The following is a 15,757-nucleotide window of genomic DNA, read 5'->3' as shown; positions in this document are numbered from 1 at the left end:
AACGACCTAATATGGCGCTCGCCTATGGCTTTTCTCACTCTACGTGGTTAACTTGTTTCTTGTCATTAGTGGCCCTACCAGGGTTAATGATGGCAGGGGAGTTTTGATCCACAGGTCGCTAACTGGTCGCTTGAGCTTGTGGGGAACTAGAGCGAACCCGGCCCCAACGTGAACAAGTTGAGCTAGTTACCGATAGCTCAATATCCGTAACGTTAAGGAGGCCACTCGTGGCAACCCCCGAAAGACTTCGCTCGGACGCCGGGCGAGGCAAGATAGCGACCATCGCTGGTGTAGTGCTGATGCTTATCGCCAGCCTCGTAGCATTCTCCCCCATAGCCGACGCCGCAACCACCGCTACCTTCGATAGCACTATTTATTATAAGAAGGTTAGTGGACCGTACAATGGGGGGTCGCTTAGTAATCAGGTAGCTGGACTTATGCGGGTGACTCTAACGGGTGGTCAAAAAGCATATGTTTACTGCATTGACATACACCATAGTATTGGTAATGGGAACTCGTTACCGGAAGTTGACTGGGCCACATCTAGAATTAATAACCTAAATATAATTACAGGTATTTTACATACTTATGACGCGCTAAATGGTTCGAAGGGACCAGAACATTTCAAGCTGGTTGGTGACGAGAACGAGCGAGCAGCGGGCATCCAAGCAGCAATCTGGCATTATTCTGACGGCTTTTCGTTAACGTCATGGGAATCACAGAACGTCAAAACCAACTACGACACGATTCTTGGTGCGGTGAATGCTAACGCCATAATTAGCGGCAATGAGCCTGCCCCAAGCCTGAGCATTGACCCAACCAGTGGCAGTGGTTATGTCGGTGACTTGGTAGGACCGTTCACTATCGCTACGACAGGTTTAAGTGTCACACTGAGTGCCTCCGGTGCTTCCATTGTCGACGCGGGTGGAGCAACATTCAGCGGACCATATAGCGACAGTACAAGCTTTTACCTCAAGCGGAATGGGAGCGGCGCTGGCCAGGCGTCAGTTACAGCGTCAACGTCGGCCACAATTCACAGTGGACGTGTTTTCGCTCTCTTTGGCCAAGATAACAAACCGAAATATCAGCGGCTCATCATGGCTGAGAACGCAACAGGCAGAAGCACCGCTACTGCAACCGCGAATTGGACTGAACCGCCGGTACCGGTTGGTTCATTGAAAGTCACCAAGATCGTTGACGGAACTGTTGATAACCAGGGTGGTGACGTTACTGCCCGCACGTTCACCATCGAAGTAACTGACAGTGATAACAATGTCGTGGGGTCTGGCGAGATTAAGCATAACGAATCATTCCAGATTAACGATTTAGCTCCCGGCAAATACACAGTCACCGAAACCCAAAATGGTGGGAACGGTGTAACAGTTAGCTATGAGCCAAGCCAAACAATTCAAGTTAACGACGGACAAATTTCGGAAGTAACAGTAAAGAACAGCTACCCCGCTCCACTGGGAAGTTTAAAAATCACCAAGACGGTAATTGGTGAATATGACACTGAAGGCAGCCCTGTAGCTGATCAGAGTTTCAACGTCACTGTTACCGGTCCAAACAACTACTCAAAGACCGGTACGGTCAAAGAAGGTTCTCCACTTGTTCTAACGGGCCTGCAGATTGGGACTTATACGGTAGTCGAGAACGGTGCTGGTGGTGGAGTAACAACCACCTATGTTCCTAGTGGTGGGACTGTTGAGGTACTTCAGAACCAACAGTCGGAAGTAGCGATCACTAATAGTTATCCGACCCCAGCGGGTTCTTTACGAATAATTAAGGCCGTTGTTGGTAAGGACGAGTTTGGTAATTCACTCGACAACCGCAAATTTGAGGTCCAAATATCAGGACCCCACAACTATTCGAAGACCGTCGAGGTTTCTGCTGCTTCCGCGGTTGTGCTTAGTGATCTCGTAAGCGGTACTTACACGGTCAAAGAGACCGACCCTCAAGATGGCTCATCAGTTTCATATTCGAGTGCCGATGGAATAGTTCTCGTTAGCCAAAACGCTGGTGGTGAGGTCACCATTACCAACACCTATCCCGCTCCGAAGGGTGAGCTGGAGATCATCAAGGTGATTAACGGTACGGTTGATGCAAACGATCGGCCGATCACCGTAGAAACCGAGTTCGAGGTTCGGGTAACTGGTCCGCACGGTTTTGATGAGACGGTAACTGTTAGTGCTGCTTCTTCGGCGACGTTAACCAACCTGGTGTCGGGCCAATATACGGTGAGCGAGGTTGACCCGGGTGGTGGAGCGGTAGCTACCTACTCACCAAGTAGCTCGGTAACTATCAACCAGACAGCCAAGGCAACCGTTACGGTTACTAACACCTACGACGCCCCTATCGGTTCATTGTCGGTAACAAAGGTTGTTGCAGGCCCCGGTGGAAAGGGGCCCTTCACGGTCAATGTCTATGGTCCAATTACCGAGGGCGATGAGGATGACTCGTTGGTTGAAACTGTGGAGCTAGGTGCTGGTGAGACCAAAACCATTAGTGGCCTTACCCCTGGTACCTACCGGGTTGAGGAAGAATCGCCAGGTGTTGGCGTGGCGGTTTCCTACAGCGAAGTAGATGGTGTAGTGAACGTGGTTCGGAATGAGACAACCGAGCTAGTTGTTACCAACACCTACCCGGAAGCTCCAACTACTACGGTGCCAGAGCCGACTACTACCACCACGGTGCCTGAATCGACCACTACAACCATCGAGGAGGTTGGTGGTATCGACGAGGAGAACACCACCACTACCGCTCCTGAGGTTAAAGACCAACAGGTGACCCCCACCACGGTCGGTCGTCGCTTGCCTCGTACCGGTTCCAACTCCACCACCACGCTCAGCTTGGCCGGAGTATTGATGACAGCCGGTGCTGCCCTCGTGGTGTATGGCCGTCGCCGCCAAACGGCATAAAGCCCCCACAGCAAGATGGTGGTTGCTAGTTGGCGGTAACCGCTAGCAACCATCATCCTCATGTGACACGGCTTTAACGCAAAAATAAATACATATAGTTATGGGGAACCCTTGTTGGTTCCCCATTTCTGTTTTAATATGATCCTTGCCACACCCCTAGGGGTATGCATTAATAGCGTGGTAAACTTGAGGTTGTAACACCTTCTACCTTGGCGGGGAGCGTAAAGCTCAGACCATTAAATGGTCGCTTAGGTCTGAGAATAGCCAGAAGCGAAACCGGCCCCGACGAACATATTTCGAGCCTCACGAAGCTCGACTCGAATAACACCCATCGTCAAGGAGTCTCAAAGTGAGCACCACACGAACATGGCTTCCCCGCGTAGGCCGGGGCAAGCTTTCCTTTGCTATTGGCTTAGCAATCATGATGATTGCCGCCACCTTTGGTTTCGCCCCAAGCGCCAGTGCTGCCTCTAACGCCATCTTCACCGGCACCGTCACCGGAGTGGGAGTAACAGGCATGGCAGGTGGCAAGCCGATCAGCACCACCGCCGGGCTAATGCACGTCACCATTGACGAGGCTAGCTCTAGGGCCTACTGCATTGATATTCACACCAGCATCAGCAAGAACCAAGGTGGAGGTGAAACACCCTGGGCCAGCTCGGGCATTAACAACCTGGCCACCATCACCTCAATTCTGCATACCTACCAACAAGGCGGCGACGCTTGGACAAACCAATTAAAAGGCACTGACCAAGAAAAAGCTGCGGGCGTACAAACCGCTATTTGGTCGTATTCGGATGGTTTCACACTCTCAACCCCCTCATCGGGCAACGTGTGGGACAACTACAATCATGTAAAAAAGAACCCTGGTAGCGGCCCGGTGCTAGAACCCGATCCGAGCCTGATGATTCAAAACCTGGGTACGCCGCCGTTCTATGAAGGCGCAGTTGCGGGGCCTTTGGTAGTCACCTCAACCGCTACTTCGGCCACTGTTGTCGTTGTTGGCGGTGAGCTTGTGTCGTGGGCTACGAAGGAACCAATAACCTCAGTTGGGCTAAACGAACAATTTGGTATCCGGCGAACTGGTGTCGGTACTGCCACCATCAGCGCTTCGGCCACCGCTACGGTTCACGCCGGACGGGTGTTTGCCACCTTCAAAGACGACGGAAGCCCCAAGTATCAACGGCTGATTCTTGCCAACAGCGTGCAAGTGGAAACCGACGATGAACTAACCGTGCAATGGGTGACGCCACCAAGCACAAGCACTACCGAAGCCGAAACCACCACTAGCACTACGCCGATAACCGAACCTCCAACCACCCAGCCTCCAACTACCGAAGTACCGGTAACAACCACGGAAGAAGTGGAGGGTATTGATGAAGAGTCCACCACTACGACCGAAGAAGTCAAAGGCACTGAAGAAAACCCCACCACCGCCCCCGAGGTACAAAAACTGCCTCGAACCGGGGTTGACCCCACTACGGCGCTTAGCCTGGCAGGAGTTCTGCTAACTGGTGGCGGCGCCATGGTCACCTACACCCGGCGTCGAAGCCGCTAGGCAATTTCAACCGAAAAGAACCTGAGCGTTAATTTCAACGCTGCCAACGGGGAGTCTAGGCTGGCTCCCCGTTTGGTTTTTAGCCATAGCCGGGTGCTCGTGCGATAAGATGCAGTGTCACACCCGGCTGTTGAAAGTGAGAGACGCGCGTGCCGGCTACCGTCGTCGTCGGGTCCCAATGGGGCGATGAAGGCAAGGGCAGGTTTACCGACCTGCTCGCAAAAGAAATGACCATGGTGATCCGTTACCAAGGAGGCCACAACGCTGGCCATACCTTGGTCGTCGACGGAGAAACCTTTGCGTTGCAGCTTGTGCCCAGTGGGGTGCTGTATCCGCACATCACGCCAGTAATTGGTAATGGTTGTGTGGTTGACCCCCGAGTGCTGATTGCGGAAATGGACAGCCTCACCGCTAAAGGTGTCGACGTTTCCCACCTGAAAGTGAGCGGCAACGCTCACCTGATTTTGCCCTACCACCAAGAAATCGACATGTTGATTGAACGGCGATTGGGCACCAATAAACTGGGCACCACCAAGCGTGGAATTGGCCCTGCCTACGCCGATAAATCAACCCGGGTCGGCTTACGGGTGCAAGACCTCCTCGACCCGAAGATTTTCCGTGAAAAACTCGAGCAGGTTCTTAAAGAAAAGAACGCTCAACTGGCCAAGATCTATAACCGCCTGCCTGCTGATGCCGACGCCATAGCTGATGAATATCTAAACGAATGCCTGCCACGCTTACGGCCCCACATCGCCGATACCGTTGGCTTGGTGCATGAAGCGCTAGAGACTGGGCAGAACATTCTGTTAGAAGGCGCACAAGCCACCTTCTTAGACCTCGACCACGGCACCTATCCCTATGTGACCTCGTCAAACCCGATTGCGGGTGGAGCGTGCACCGGTGCCGGTATTGGGCCCATGCATATTAACCGGGTGGTTGGCATAGGTAAGGCCTATGTCACCCGAGTTGGTTCTGGCCCCTTCCCCACCGAGTTAACCGATGAGTTGGGCGACACTATTGTTGACAAAGGTCAAGAATATGGGGTGAACACCAAACGTCGGCGTCGGCCAGGTTGGTTCGACGCTGTGATGATGCGCCACGCCGTACGGTTGAACTCGATGTCAGAGCTCGCCATAACCAAGCTCGACATTTTAGGTGGGCTCGGCCCGCTCAAGATTTGTGTGGCCTATGAATACGAAGGCGAGCGGCTAGAAAACATGCCTTATCACCAGTCGGTTCTCCATAAGGTCAAGCCAATCTATGAAGAGCTACCGGGCTGGGATGAAGACACCAGTGAAGTTACAAACAAGAACGATTTACCAGCCGCTGCGCTTGAATACCTACGTTTCTTGGAAGCCCAGGTTGGGGTTCCAATCACGTTGGTAGGTGTGGGCCCTGGTCGCGACCAATACGTAAACTTCGCCGAATAAAGCATCGCGAGGCTCGACATGAAGGTTTGTGTAGTTGGCTCGGGTGCGCGGGAGCACGCCCTAGCCTATGTTCTCGGGCGCACCGCCACCGTAGTGGTGACGCCTGGTAATCCACTCATTCCCGGTTCAACCAACCAACCACCAGAACAAATAGACGCCGACCTGTTTGTGATCGGCCCTGAAGTGCCGCTGGTCGACGGGTTGGCCGATCGTTTGCGGGCCCGTGGAGCGCTGGTATTTGGCCCGGGTGCTGACGGGGCACGCCTGGAAGGTTCGAAGGCCTGGATGAAAGAAATTGCGGCCCGGGCTGACCTGCCAACCGCCCAGTACGGCAGTTTCACCAGCGAAACCGAAGCACTGGCCTATCTCGACACCATGGGAGACCTGTTCGTTATTAAAACCGATGGTTTGGCAGCAGGGAAAGGGGTGCTCGTCACCACCTCTCGTGCTGAGGCTGAAGAAGCGGTGCGAGAATACCTCTCGGGTGAGGCGTTTGGTTCGGCTGGCCAAACCGTGGTGATTGAAGAGGGTATGACCGGCCCGGAATTGTCGATTTTGGCGGTGTGTGATGGCCAAAAGGGTGTGGCTTTGGCCCCAGCTCAAGATTTCAAACGGGTTGGCGACGGCGACAGCGGCCCAAACACCGGCGGTATGGGGGCATATTCTCCGGTGCCGTTAATCACCGATTTCTATGCGAGTGGTGACACCGTGGTGGAAACGGTGATGGACCGGTTCATCGCCCCCACTTTAGCTACCTTGCGTGACGGTGGCATCGACTACCGCGGGGTGCTTTACGCAGGCTTAATGCTTACCCCTGAAGGCCCCAAACTGGTGGAATACAACGTGCGCTTCGGTGACCCTGAAGCCCAAGTAGTGCTGCCCCGATTTAGCGGTGACTTGGTTTCCTTGTTGGCCGAAGCGGCTTCGGGCCAGCTTGAAACCGAACCCGCCTTTAATGCCGATGCTGCGGTGACCGTGGTTTGCGCCGCCGAAGGATACCCTCGTTCACCTCGTATTGGCGACGTTATTAACGGAATTGATGCGGCCAATGCTCTGGACGATGTGGTGGTGTTTGGCGCCGGTGTGGCACGCAACGAAGCTGGTGAATTGGTAACAGCTGGGGGACGGGTGCTTTCGGTAACCGGAATGGGTGCCAATTTGGCTGAAGCCCGTGATCGGGCCTATATGGCAGCTGAGCTAATTTCTTGGAACGGCAAGTTCTCCCGCTCCGACATCGCCGCTGGGGTTTAAGAACACCAAGCCCAAGTGGCCGCTCAAGGGAACCTTGACCGCTGGCTAACAAGCTATTACCAGGCAGCTCGCATGATGTCAGGATCGTTGAGATCTTCGTGCCTTTTAGCGAAATGGTGCCAGTCATTGATTGCAGATTGAGTTACTTGTACCGATGATTCCCGTATCAGCAGACGACGAAGAAACTCAACTCGAGACAGGCCAAGCTGGCGGGCACGTTCTTCAAGATTGGCAAGCACCTCGGGTGGTACGTCTCGAATAACTATGTCAGCTATGAGAACCTCCTAAGGTTGATATCTTCACGATATCAACTATGTCCAGGGAAGCGCAGCGGTTGGTTTGAGCGTGCAACAGTTTTTCGCCCAGCGAAGGTCGGGCAGCGTTAACTAGGTGTGCTGGGTTAAATAGCGCCGTGGTCGGCGAGTTTGGTTCGCACGTGGTCCATGAACTCTTGTGCGCGACCAGTGGGCTGGGGGGTTGCCAAACTCACACCTACGAAGAGCACCACGGACAGCGTCAAACCCCACACTCCGCTGCCTTGACCAAGGAACTTGACCTTGGCGAACTCCAAGTAAAACACCACCGCTCCAGCTACCAAGATCGACGCAATCGCCCCGGCTGCGGTTCCTCGACGCCAAAAGAACGCCCCCACTAGGGCAGGCACCAACACCAACAACCCTGCAGAAGCTGAAACCGACAACACCGCAATTAAATTCAGCTCTAGCTGGGCAAACAGGTAAGCCATAAGCGCGATAACCGGCAGCATCACCTTGCCCACCAACAGTTGCTCGGTGTCTCCGGCGTCTTTCTTCACCACCGAATAAACGTCTCGGGTAGCCATCGACGACAAGGTGAGCATGATCGAGTCGATAGTAGAAACCGCGGCCGCAATAATACCGATCATCACAATAATGGCCAGGGCAGTGGGCACTACGCTAGACGCCAACAAAGTTGGGGTGGCCAAGTCGCCCGTAGCCAAATCGGGAAACTTCACCATGGCCGCGAAACCCCAGGTGACCGCCACCAAAGTGTAAATAAAACCGAAGATCATGAAGCCCAACAGCATGCGCCGCATGTCTTTCATGGTCTTTGGGGTAAACAGGCGCTGGCTAACCTGCGGGTTCGACAAGCTGAAAAACACCCACGGTAAGGTCAGCCCTAAAAACGTGCTGAAGCTGAAGAAACCCTTCCCCGGCACACTTAGCGCCCCCGGATGTTCGTTGGTGAGGCTGTTAAAGAAACCCGACACCCCACCCAGTTCGTGAACCACCAAAATTACTACCAAAGTGGCGGTAATAATCATGAAAACAGCCTGCAATGTGTCGGTCCACACCACCGAGCGCAACCCCGCTACCATGCTAAAACCAATGGCCAAGACGGTTACCAACACTGTGCCCGAAGTGAATGAAATTTCACCGTCAGTCATGCCTGAAAGCAGGTAGCCCACCCCGGCTAGCTGCACCGCCGCATAGGGAATAAGAAACACCAAACTACATAGCGCCGCCACCACGCCCACTGCCCGATTCTCATAGCGGTCACCCAACATTTCCGATGGCGTTACATAGCCAAACTTCTTCCCCGCCAACCAGAACCGCGGCCCGAAAATCAGGACCAAGGTCACGCCGCAAAGATAAATAAGCTCGAACCCCAAAGCGCCCACTCCGCCGGTGTAGGTGAGCCCGGCCAAACCAATCAGCATGAATGCGCTATAGGTGGTAGCGCTGTAGCTCATGGCTGACATGAAACCGCCCATACGGCGATTCCCCAAGAAATAACTGCTCATGGTCTGTTCGCCATCGTGGCGAGACATCAGAGCTGCCGTGCCCGCAATCACCACGTAGATAGCTACCCCAAACCAAATCCAACCCGGAGTCATTGCTTAATCCCTCCAGGCCGAGCTAACCAGCGCGTTAATAGCTATTACAACGGCTGTGAGAACGGTCCAAAATAAGAAACTTCCGTACCAAGCATCAATGTTGGTGAGCGCCGTGAAAGGCACCACAAACGCCGCCAGAATCAGCACAGCGATCACCCCTAACCACCTACGCTTAACCCCGGTGTAATACCCCTGCTCAGAAGGCGAACCTGGGTGTTGGTGGTGTTGTGTCGCAGGGTTGTCAGATGAAGGTTCAGCCATAGATGTGCTCCGCATTGACGTAGCGCTGGGGGAATCTCAAACGAGCTTGACGATATGTCGCCAGTGTAGGGCCCACCCCAGTGATTTATTGAGGACCTTGGCGGGATTTGCACCCATGCCCGGCCCGAATTTCGGTGAGACAGCAGGTTGAAGCAGGTAGTGCGGTTGCGATGATTTTAAATTGTCACGTGCTTGAGCGACCGCAGCGCGGCCTAATGAGGTTTTACGTCCAGCAACTTGTGCGGATTTCGCGCCGGTAGGATGGATTTAGAGGCTTGGCAGCGTTAGGGGGAACCAAGTATTTCGAATAATTAGCGTGCCTGTTGCCGCCTCGAAACCTTAGAAAGGGGTTGGTTGAAATGAAGAGGTCGAAGAAATCTAGTCAGGCGCCATCTAACGATGAGGCACCTGACGGTGGGTCCTCGCGAAGTGTGATGAAGGGCATTTCGCCGTGGGCAGTATTGAGCGTTGTGGCCCTTTGTATCTCGTTGGCAGCCTGTAGCAACAACTCGTCCGACTCCGAATCGAACGCCAATGGTGCCAGCACTGTTCTTGAAGAAAGCTCGTCGGAGACACCCGATTCGCCTGGCGGCACGGTTGTCGCTATCGGCGGCGAGCTCGATGGCCTTAGCGTGACCACAGGGCCCTTGGTGGAAAGCAGCGCAGACGAGGCTTGGTTAACGCACGAACTCCGATTTCAAAACCAATCAAACGCCACAATTTTTCTTGATGACACTAAAGCCGCCACCGTGGCTGACGGTAAAAACAGCCAAATCATTGTGGCGTTCCCTGGATGTGGGTATTCGATGTCAGGCGGCGGGGTTGGTGCTAGCTGTTTAGATTTTTACTCGCCATATGAGATTGCGCCCGGCGAGGTAGTTTCTATGGAGATCGTTCTATATAAAGATCTTCCCGGCCTTCGACCTTTTGAACCTGACACGTTTGGTGTGCCCCATTTAGTTCGGTTTAGGAGCGATTACCCCTTTGAACCAAACGATGGTGGTCTGAGCAGTGAAGCCGAAATCATTTTAGAATACGAGTTCTCGGCCTAACGCAACGGCCACAGAGTAGACAGTACAGATCGTAGCTTCCGACCGGCCCAAAGAACCTAAGAAGCTTGGGGACGCCCAGCTTCGGCGGTGTCGTCGGCATATTCAATTTCGCCGTCGTCGGTGATGGTGAACTCATAACGCACCAAGGGCACCGGCGCTGCCGCAGGCTCTTCCACCACATTTACTTTGGCAGCTCGGCGCTTCAACCGAGCCTCACGGCGCAGCTCACGCCTAGAACGAAAACTAGGTCGTTTGGCGGTGGAACGAATGCCAGCCGCGGCAAGGGCACAGTCAACACAAAACGGTGGTTTGTCGTTCCCATAGCTGTAAACCAGGCACTCCAAGCAGTATTCACCGCCGCAGGTCCGGCAATGATCTGCCAAAATTTCAAACTGATGGTTTTCGCAGCGCCCGTCCATGGTGCCGACCTTTCCCTCGCGTCCTGCTTTGACCGCTTTGAGCCTTCGCATTCCACATTGAGAATCACGCCTCATCTCTAGTGGAGACTTCCGGCTTTAACATCCTGTACCGATGCCATCGACCGAGCCATCAAAAATCTTTAGCGCTACTTAAAGTGTCACTGCCCTTCGCTAGGCTTACTACTGGGCCAAACACCTGGGTTTACCACCCGGCGCCAACCCCAACTCGCCCTATGTGGCCACCCGCAACATCCATCTGCTGGAGAAATTTGTGAGCGACCTAACCCCGAACGTTTTGGCCAACCGGTACGCCAGTGCCGCCATGAAAGACGTGTGGTCTCCCAGGCGCAAAGTGATTTTGGAACGCCAATTGTGGATCGCGGTCTTGCGCGCTCAGGCCGAACTTGGGGTAAAGGTGCCAAGCGGTGTTATCGAGGCTTATGAAGCGGTGGTCGACCAGGTTGATCTCGCCTCAATCGACGCCCGAGAACAGGTAACCAAGCACGATGTGAAAGCACGTATTGAAGAGTTCTGTGCGCTGGCTGGCTACGAGCTGATCCATCGAGGCATGACCTCGCGCGACCTTACCGAAAACGTGGAACAACTTCAGGTTCGTATGGGCCTGTCAATAGTTCGTGACCGCTTAGTTAGTGTTCTGTCCCAGCTGGCACAGTTGTCGGTAACCTACCGCGACACGGTAATAACCGGGCGAAGTCACAACGTGCCGGCGCAAGCCACCACTTTAGGGAAGCGCTTTGCTAATGCCGGTGAGGAAACGCTGGCCGCCTTCCACCGCATCGACGACTTGCTAGCTCGCTACGCCATTCGCGGTATTAAAGGCCCAGTTGGCACGCAACAAGATCAACTCGATGTGCTTGGTAACGCCACCGCCGTGGCATCACTAGAAGCCTCGGTAGCCGACTACCTTGGCTTTGAAAACGTGTTGGGCGCGGTGGGCCAGGTATACCCGCGCTCGCTTGATCTCGACGCTGTTTCGGCGTTGGTGCAAGCAGCAGCGGGCCCTTCTAGCTTGGCTACTTCTATTCGACTCATGGCCGGGCACGACCTAGTGACCGAAGGCTTCAAGCCTGGCCAGGTTGGCTCGTCGGCCATGCCGCACAAAATGAACACCCGCTCTTGTGAACGTGTGAATGGGTTTAACGCTATCTTGGGCGGGCATTTGACCATGGTGGCCGCACTTTCGGGCAACCAGTGGAACGAAGGCGACGTATCTTGTTCGGTGGTTCGACGTGTGGCTCTTCCCGACGCCTTCTATGCCATCGACGGATTGTTCGAAACGTTCCTCACCGTGTTAACCGATTTCGGGGCCTACCCAGCTGTTATTGAAGCCGAGCTGAGCGCTAATTTGCCGTTCCTTGCCACCACCAAGGTTCTTATGGCCGCCGTGACAGCAGGCGTTGGGCGCGAAGAAGCCCACGAAATTATTAAAGAACATGCCGTGGCAGCGGCTCTTGATCGACGCGAGCGACCCAGCCAGGCCACCAACCTCATTGAACGGCTTGGTGGGGAAGAACGTCTGAAACTTGGCTCTCAAAAAGTTAACGAACTAGTAGCCGACCCACTGGCATTCACGGGTGCCGCTTCAGCTCAAGTCGACCAATTCGCGGCCACCGTGGCGCAATTAGTCGCCAAATATCCCGAAGCCGCCACATATACACCCGCCCCTATCCTCTAACGCTCAACCAGATTCTTGCGTCGTTTGTCGCATCCAAAATGCCCAACTATCCCGCCTCAGCATTTGATACCGCTGTTCCTAACACGAAACAGCTATTCGTAAATTGAAGCCGCAATTCTTAACTAGCCTCTACCAACTTTAAGGTTTCCGCATGGCCTCTGAAGTAGCACTACCTCTAATCCACCAGGGCAAAGTTCGCGACGTTTACGATGCTGGCGAAGACCACCTGTTGCTGGTTGCTTCCGACCGGGTTTCGGCTTTCGACGTAGTGATGACACAAGAGGTGCCTAACAAAGGGCGGGTGCTCACGGCGCTCTCTAAGTTCTGGTTCGAGAAGCTTGCGTCGGTAGCCCCCAACCACCTAATCAGTACCGAGCTCGCCGACTTTCCACCAGGGGCCCAACTTGAACACCTTGAGGGGCGCACCATGCTGGTGAAGCGGGCCGAAATGTTGCCCATTGAATGCATTGTGCGTGGCTACTTATCTGGAAGTGCCTGGAAGGAATATCGAACCTCGGGCACTGTGCACGGCATGGAGGTGCCTGCTGGGTTGAGCGAATCGGCCAAGCTGCCCGAGCCCATGTTCACCCCATCAATAAAGGCCGAGGTGGGCGACCATGACGAAAACATCTCATTTGACGAAGCCGTTGAGTTGATTGGTTCAGAAGCGGCCCAGGCCGCTCAAGCGCTCAGTCTGGCGCTATATGAACACGGGTCGCGTTGGGCTGCCGAGCGGGGCATCATCATTGCCGACACCAAATTCGAATTGGGTGTTATCGACGGGCAACTTGCGGTGGCCGATGAGCTGCTTACCCCCGACTCGTCTCGATTTTGGCCTGTTGATAGTTGGGCCGAAGGCACCACCCCACCGGCATTCGACAAGCAGCCCCTGCGCGACTGGCTTGAGGCGCAACCCTGGGATAAAACGGCGCCTGCCCCCACACTTCCCCCTGAAATAATCGAATCCACCCGCACCAGATATATCGAAGCCTATGAACGGCTTAGTGAACGGTCTTTTGCCGCCTGGGCGGGGGTCGCTTCGACTAGCTAGCCCCTACAACTGTACGGTTTCTAATATGACCCAGCCACTGCATCGCACACTTGGCCTCACTGATTCTGAAGCCGAGAAAATCGAATCGATTTTAGGTCGCGAGCCAGTACCGCTAGAGCTCTCGATGTACGCCGTGATGTGGTCTGAGCACTGCTCCTACAAGTCATCTCGTATGCACCTGCGTCGTTTGCCAACCGAAGCGCCCCACGTTTTGGTCGGCCCGGGCGAGAACGCTGGCGTGGTCGATGTGGGCGACGGCATAGCCATTGCGATTCGGATTGAAAGTCACAATAGCCCGTCAGCATTTGAACCCTTTGGGGGGGCTGCCACCGGTGTTGGTGGCATCTTGCGTGACATTTTCTCCATGGGTGCCCGCCCGATCGCGGTCATGGACCCCGTGCGAGTCGGTCCGCTTTCCGATGAGCGGTCCCGCTGGATCGCCAAGGGTGTGGTGGCCGGTGCGTCCGACTATTCCAAAAAAGTGAACGTCCCAACCGTTGGTGGCGAAGTGGTGTTCGATCCGATTTACGCTGACAACCCACTGGTCAACGTGTTCGCGATGGGCATTTTACCCACCGAACGTTTGGCGTTGGCCAAAGCCACCGGAGCGGGCAACTTGGTCATCCTCTTAGGCGCAGCTACCGGCCGTGAAGGCATTGGTGGGGCCAGTGTGTTGGCCTCGGCAGGCCTTAGCGACGATGCCGACGTGGCGCTGCCCGAAGTGCCCCAAGGCAACCCCGAGCTAGAACGGCGCCTCATTGAAGTGTGCCTAGAGATGCTCGACCAGAAAATGGTGGTCGGTATTCAAGATTTAGGTGCCGCTGGTTTAACGGGTGCCACCTCTGAAACCGCTTCCAACGGTGGCATGGGTATGGACATTGATGTAACTGCCGTGCCCCAAGCCCAAGAAAACATGGAACCTTTCGAGATCATGACCGCTGAAACCCAAGAGCGGATGCTGGCGATCATCGAACCGAAAAACCTTGAAGCCGTACAAACAATTGCCAAGCGTTACGACATCACCGCCAGCGTGGTAGCCACGGTCACCGCACCTGATGAAAAGGGCATTGGCTGGCTACGGGTACTCAATGGCCCCAATGGTGACGAGCTGGCTCGTATCCCGGCGGCGTCATTAAGCGAAGACTGTCCGCTTTACGATCGTCCCCGTCAAATCCCTTCCGATTTGGGTGCGCGGCGCTCGGCTGATCCAGCCGTAGCTTTGGCCACCAAGGCTACCGACCCGGAAGCCGACCTCTTGTCGATGCTCACCGACCTTTCCTGGATCACCGAACAATTCGACCATGAAATATTCGGTAATACCTTGGTAGGTCCAGGCGAAAACGCAGCCGTGATCGCTCTTGTGCATCCAACCACCTCGGAAAACACCGGTCGGGCCTTAGCAATAACTACTGATGGCAACCATCGTTGGTGTGCTGTTGACCCCAACGCTGGCACGGCCATGGTGGTGGCCGAATCGATTCTGAACCTGGCCACCATGGGTGCCACACCCCATGCGCTCGTGAACTGCCTTAACTTTGGTAACCCCGAAAACCCCGAAATAATGTGGCAGTTCGTCGAGTCAATCGAGGGTATGGCCGAAGCCTGCGAAGCGTTTGGTCTGCCGGTAGTAGGCGGCAACGTAAGCCTCTACAATGAAAAAGGCGGTCGTAACATCGACCCCACCCCAGTCATTGGCGTGTTGGGAATCATAGAACAGCTGCCTTCAAACCTACCCACCACTGCGCTGGCTGACGGCGGTCGTATTTTGCTTCTGGGCGACTCCTCCGACAACGTTTCGGGCTCACAATGGGCGTTCAACCACAATGAACGCGGCGGAGTGCTGCCCGGGCTCAACGTGGAAGCCCACCAGAGTTTGGCCAAAGTGGTTCGTGCTATTGCCACTGGCGGGTTAGCACAGGGAATTCATGATGTTTCCGAAGGTGGTTTAGGGGTGGCGCTGGCAGAAATGGCGTTACGTTCAGGCGTTGGTTTTAACGTGGCCCGTATCTCATCGGCGGCCGAGCTGTTCTCGGAAGCCCCCTCACGAGTAGTGATTTGTGTGGCTCCCGATCGGGTGGCCGCCATTGAAAATATGGCTGAAGCAGCTGGGGTGGCTTGTACTCGTTTAGGCGAAGCCGGAGGCGGAGCATTAGTGGTGAAAGACCTCATCAACTTGCCCCTAGAACATGCCCGAGATGTTTGGAAGAATCGTGTTGTGGAGGCACTCGCGCCCGAGGCGCTCTAG

12 protein-coding genes are annotated in these 15,757 nt (G+C 54.7%); 8 read left to right on the top strand and 4 right to left on the bottom strand.

Annotated features, from left to right (window positions below):
- The first annotated feature begins 227 nt into the window (after positions 1-227).
- The 4 genes from WC184_05370 to purD all read left to right on the top strand — a co-directional run bounded on the left by WC184_05370 (position 228) and on the right by purD (position 7,157).
- Positions 228-2,918, top strand: coding sequence for a DUF5979 domain-containing protein (locus WC184_05370; protein ID MFA7477306.1), 2,691 nt, complete (start codon positions 228-230; stop codon positions 2,916-2,918).
- A 349-nt stretch (positions 2,919-3,267) separates the two neighbouring features.
- Positions 3,268-4,476 (top strand): Cys-Gln thioester bond-forming surface protein, encoded by a 1,209-nt coding sequence (locus WC184_05365; protein ID MFA7477305.1) that lies wholly within the window; start codon positions 3,268-3,270, stop codon positions 4,474-4,476.
- A gap of 149 nt (positions 4,477-4,625) precedes the next feature.
- Positions 4,626-5,906, top strand: a complete 1,281-nt coding sequence (locus tag WC184_05360; GenBank protein ID MFA7477304.1) for an adenylosuccinate synthase — start codon at positions 4,626-4,628, stop codon at positions 5,904-5,906.
- Between the two features lie 18 nt (positions 5,907-5,924).
- A complete protein-coding gene (purD, locus tag WC184_05355) occupies positions 5,925-7,157 on the top strand; it encodes a phosphoribosylamine--glycine ligase (GenBank protein MFA7477303.1) in 1,233 nt (410 codons plus the stop codon).
- A gap of 56 nt (positions 7,158-7,213) precedes the next feature.
- On the opposite strand, the gene WC184_05350 is transcribed toward purD, so the two are convergent.
- The 3 genes from WC184_05350 to WC184_05340 form a co-directional block, all read right to left on the bottom strand.
- Positions 7,214-7,396 carry a hypothetical protein gene (locus tag WC184_05350; GenBank protein ID MFA7477302.1) on the bottom strand — a complete coding sequence of 61 codons (183 nt, stop codon included), beginning with the start codon at positions 7,394-7,396 and terminating at the stop codon, positions 7,214-7,216.
- Between the two features lie 161 nt (positions 7,397-7,557).
- Positions 7,558-9,033 carry a sodium:solute symporter family protein gene (locus tag WC184_05345; GenBank protein ID MFA7477301.1) on the bottom strand — a complete coding sequence of 492 codons (1,476 nt, stop codon included), beginning with the start codon at positions 9,031-9,033 and terminating at the stop codon, positions 7,558-7,560.
- A 3-nt stretch (positions 9,034-9,036) separates the two neighbouring features.
- Positions 9,037-9,294 carry a hypothetical protein gene (locus tag WC184_05340; GenBank protein ID MFA7477300.1) on the bottom strand — a complete coding sequence of 86 codons (258 nt, stop codon included), beginning with the start codon at positions 9,292-9,294 and terminating at the stop codon, positions 9,037-9,039.
- 359 nt (positions 9,295-9,653) lie between these two features.
- Here WC184_05340 and WC184_05335 point away from each other — a divergent pair, with 359 nt between their 5' ends.
- A complete protein-coding gene (locus WC184_05335) occupies positions 9,654-10,346 on the top strand; it encodes a hypothetical protein (protein MFA7477299.1) in 693 nt (230 codons plus the stop codon).
- A 56-nt stretch (positions 10,347-10,402) separates the two neighbouring features.
- Here the strand turns inward: WC184_05335 and WC184_05330 are convergent, their stop codons facing one another.
- Positions 10,403-10,816: a hypothetical protein gene (locus tag WC184_05330; GenBank protein ID MFA7477298.1), complete on the bottom strand. Its 414-nt coding sequence runs from the start codon at positions 10,814-10,816 to the stop codon at positions 10,403-10,405.
- A 220-nt stretch (positions 10,817-11,036) separates the two neighbouring features.
- Here WC184_05330 and purB point away from each other — a divergent pair, with 220 nt between their 5' ends.
- The 3 genes from purB (at position 11,037) to purL (ending at position 15,757) form a co-directional block, all read left to right on the top strand.
- Entirely contained in the window at positions 11,037-12,461 is a 1,425-nt protein-coding gene (gene purB / locus WC184_05325) for an adenylosuccinate lyase (GenBank protein MFA7477297.1), read from the top strand.
- Between the two features lie 151 nt (positions 12,462-12,612).
- Complete coding sequence (locus WC184_05320; GenBank protein MFA7477296.1) at positions 12,613-13,512, top strand: phosphoribosylaminoimidazolesuccinocarboxamide synthase; 900 nt, start codon at positions 12,613-12,615, stop codon at positions 13,510-13,512.
- Positions 13,513-13,537: 25 nt separating this feature from the next.
- On the top strand, positions 13,538-15,757 hold the full coding sequence (gene purL, locus WC184_05315) for a phosphoribosylformylglycinamidine synthase subunit PurL (GenBank protein ID MFA7477295.1): 2,220 nt from the start codon (positions 13,538-13,540) through the stop codon (positions 15,755-15,757).

Source organism: Acidimicrobiia bacterium (assembly GCA_041676705.1).
In the GTDB taxonomy this organism is placed as follows: Bacteria; Actinomycetota; Acidimicrobiia; order Acidimicrobiales; family SKKL01; genus Actinomarinicola.
Note: the sequence above shows the minus strand (reverse complement) of the source record. Positions and strands in the feature narration are given on the sequence as shown.

What these genes read in the sequence shown, in the direction of transcription:
- WC184_05330 (MFA7477298.1), bottom strand. Translation starts at nt 10,816, where the DNA reads ATGCGAAGGCTCAAAGCGGTCAAAGCAGGACGCGAGGGAAAGGTCGGC.
- purD (MFA7477303.1), top strand. Translation starts at nt 5,925, where the DNA reads ATGAAGGTTTGTGTAGTTGGCTCGGGTGCGCGGGAGCACGCCCTAGCC.
- WC184_05345 (MFA7477301.1), bottom strand. Translation starts at nt 9,033, where the DNA reads ATGACTCCGGGTTGGATTTGGTTTGGGGTAGCTATCTACGTGGTGATT.
- WC184_05340 (MFA7477300.1), bottom strand. Translation starts at nt 9,294, where the DNA reads ATGGCTGAACCTTCATCTGACAACCCTGCGACACAACACCACCAACAC.
- WC184_05320 (MFA7477296.1), top strand. Translation starts at nt 12,613, where the DNA reads ATGGCCTCTGAAGTAGCACTACCTCTAATCCACCAGGGCAAAGTTCGC.
- WC184_05335 (MFA7477299.1), top strand. Translation starts at nt 9,654, where the DNA reads ATGAAGAGGTCGAAGAAATCTAGTCAGGCGCCATCTAACGATGAGGCA.
- purL (MFA7477295.1), top strand. Translation starts at nt 13,538, where the DNA reads ATGACCCAGCCACTGCATCGCACACTTGGCCTCACTGATTCTGAAGCC.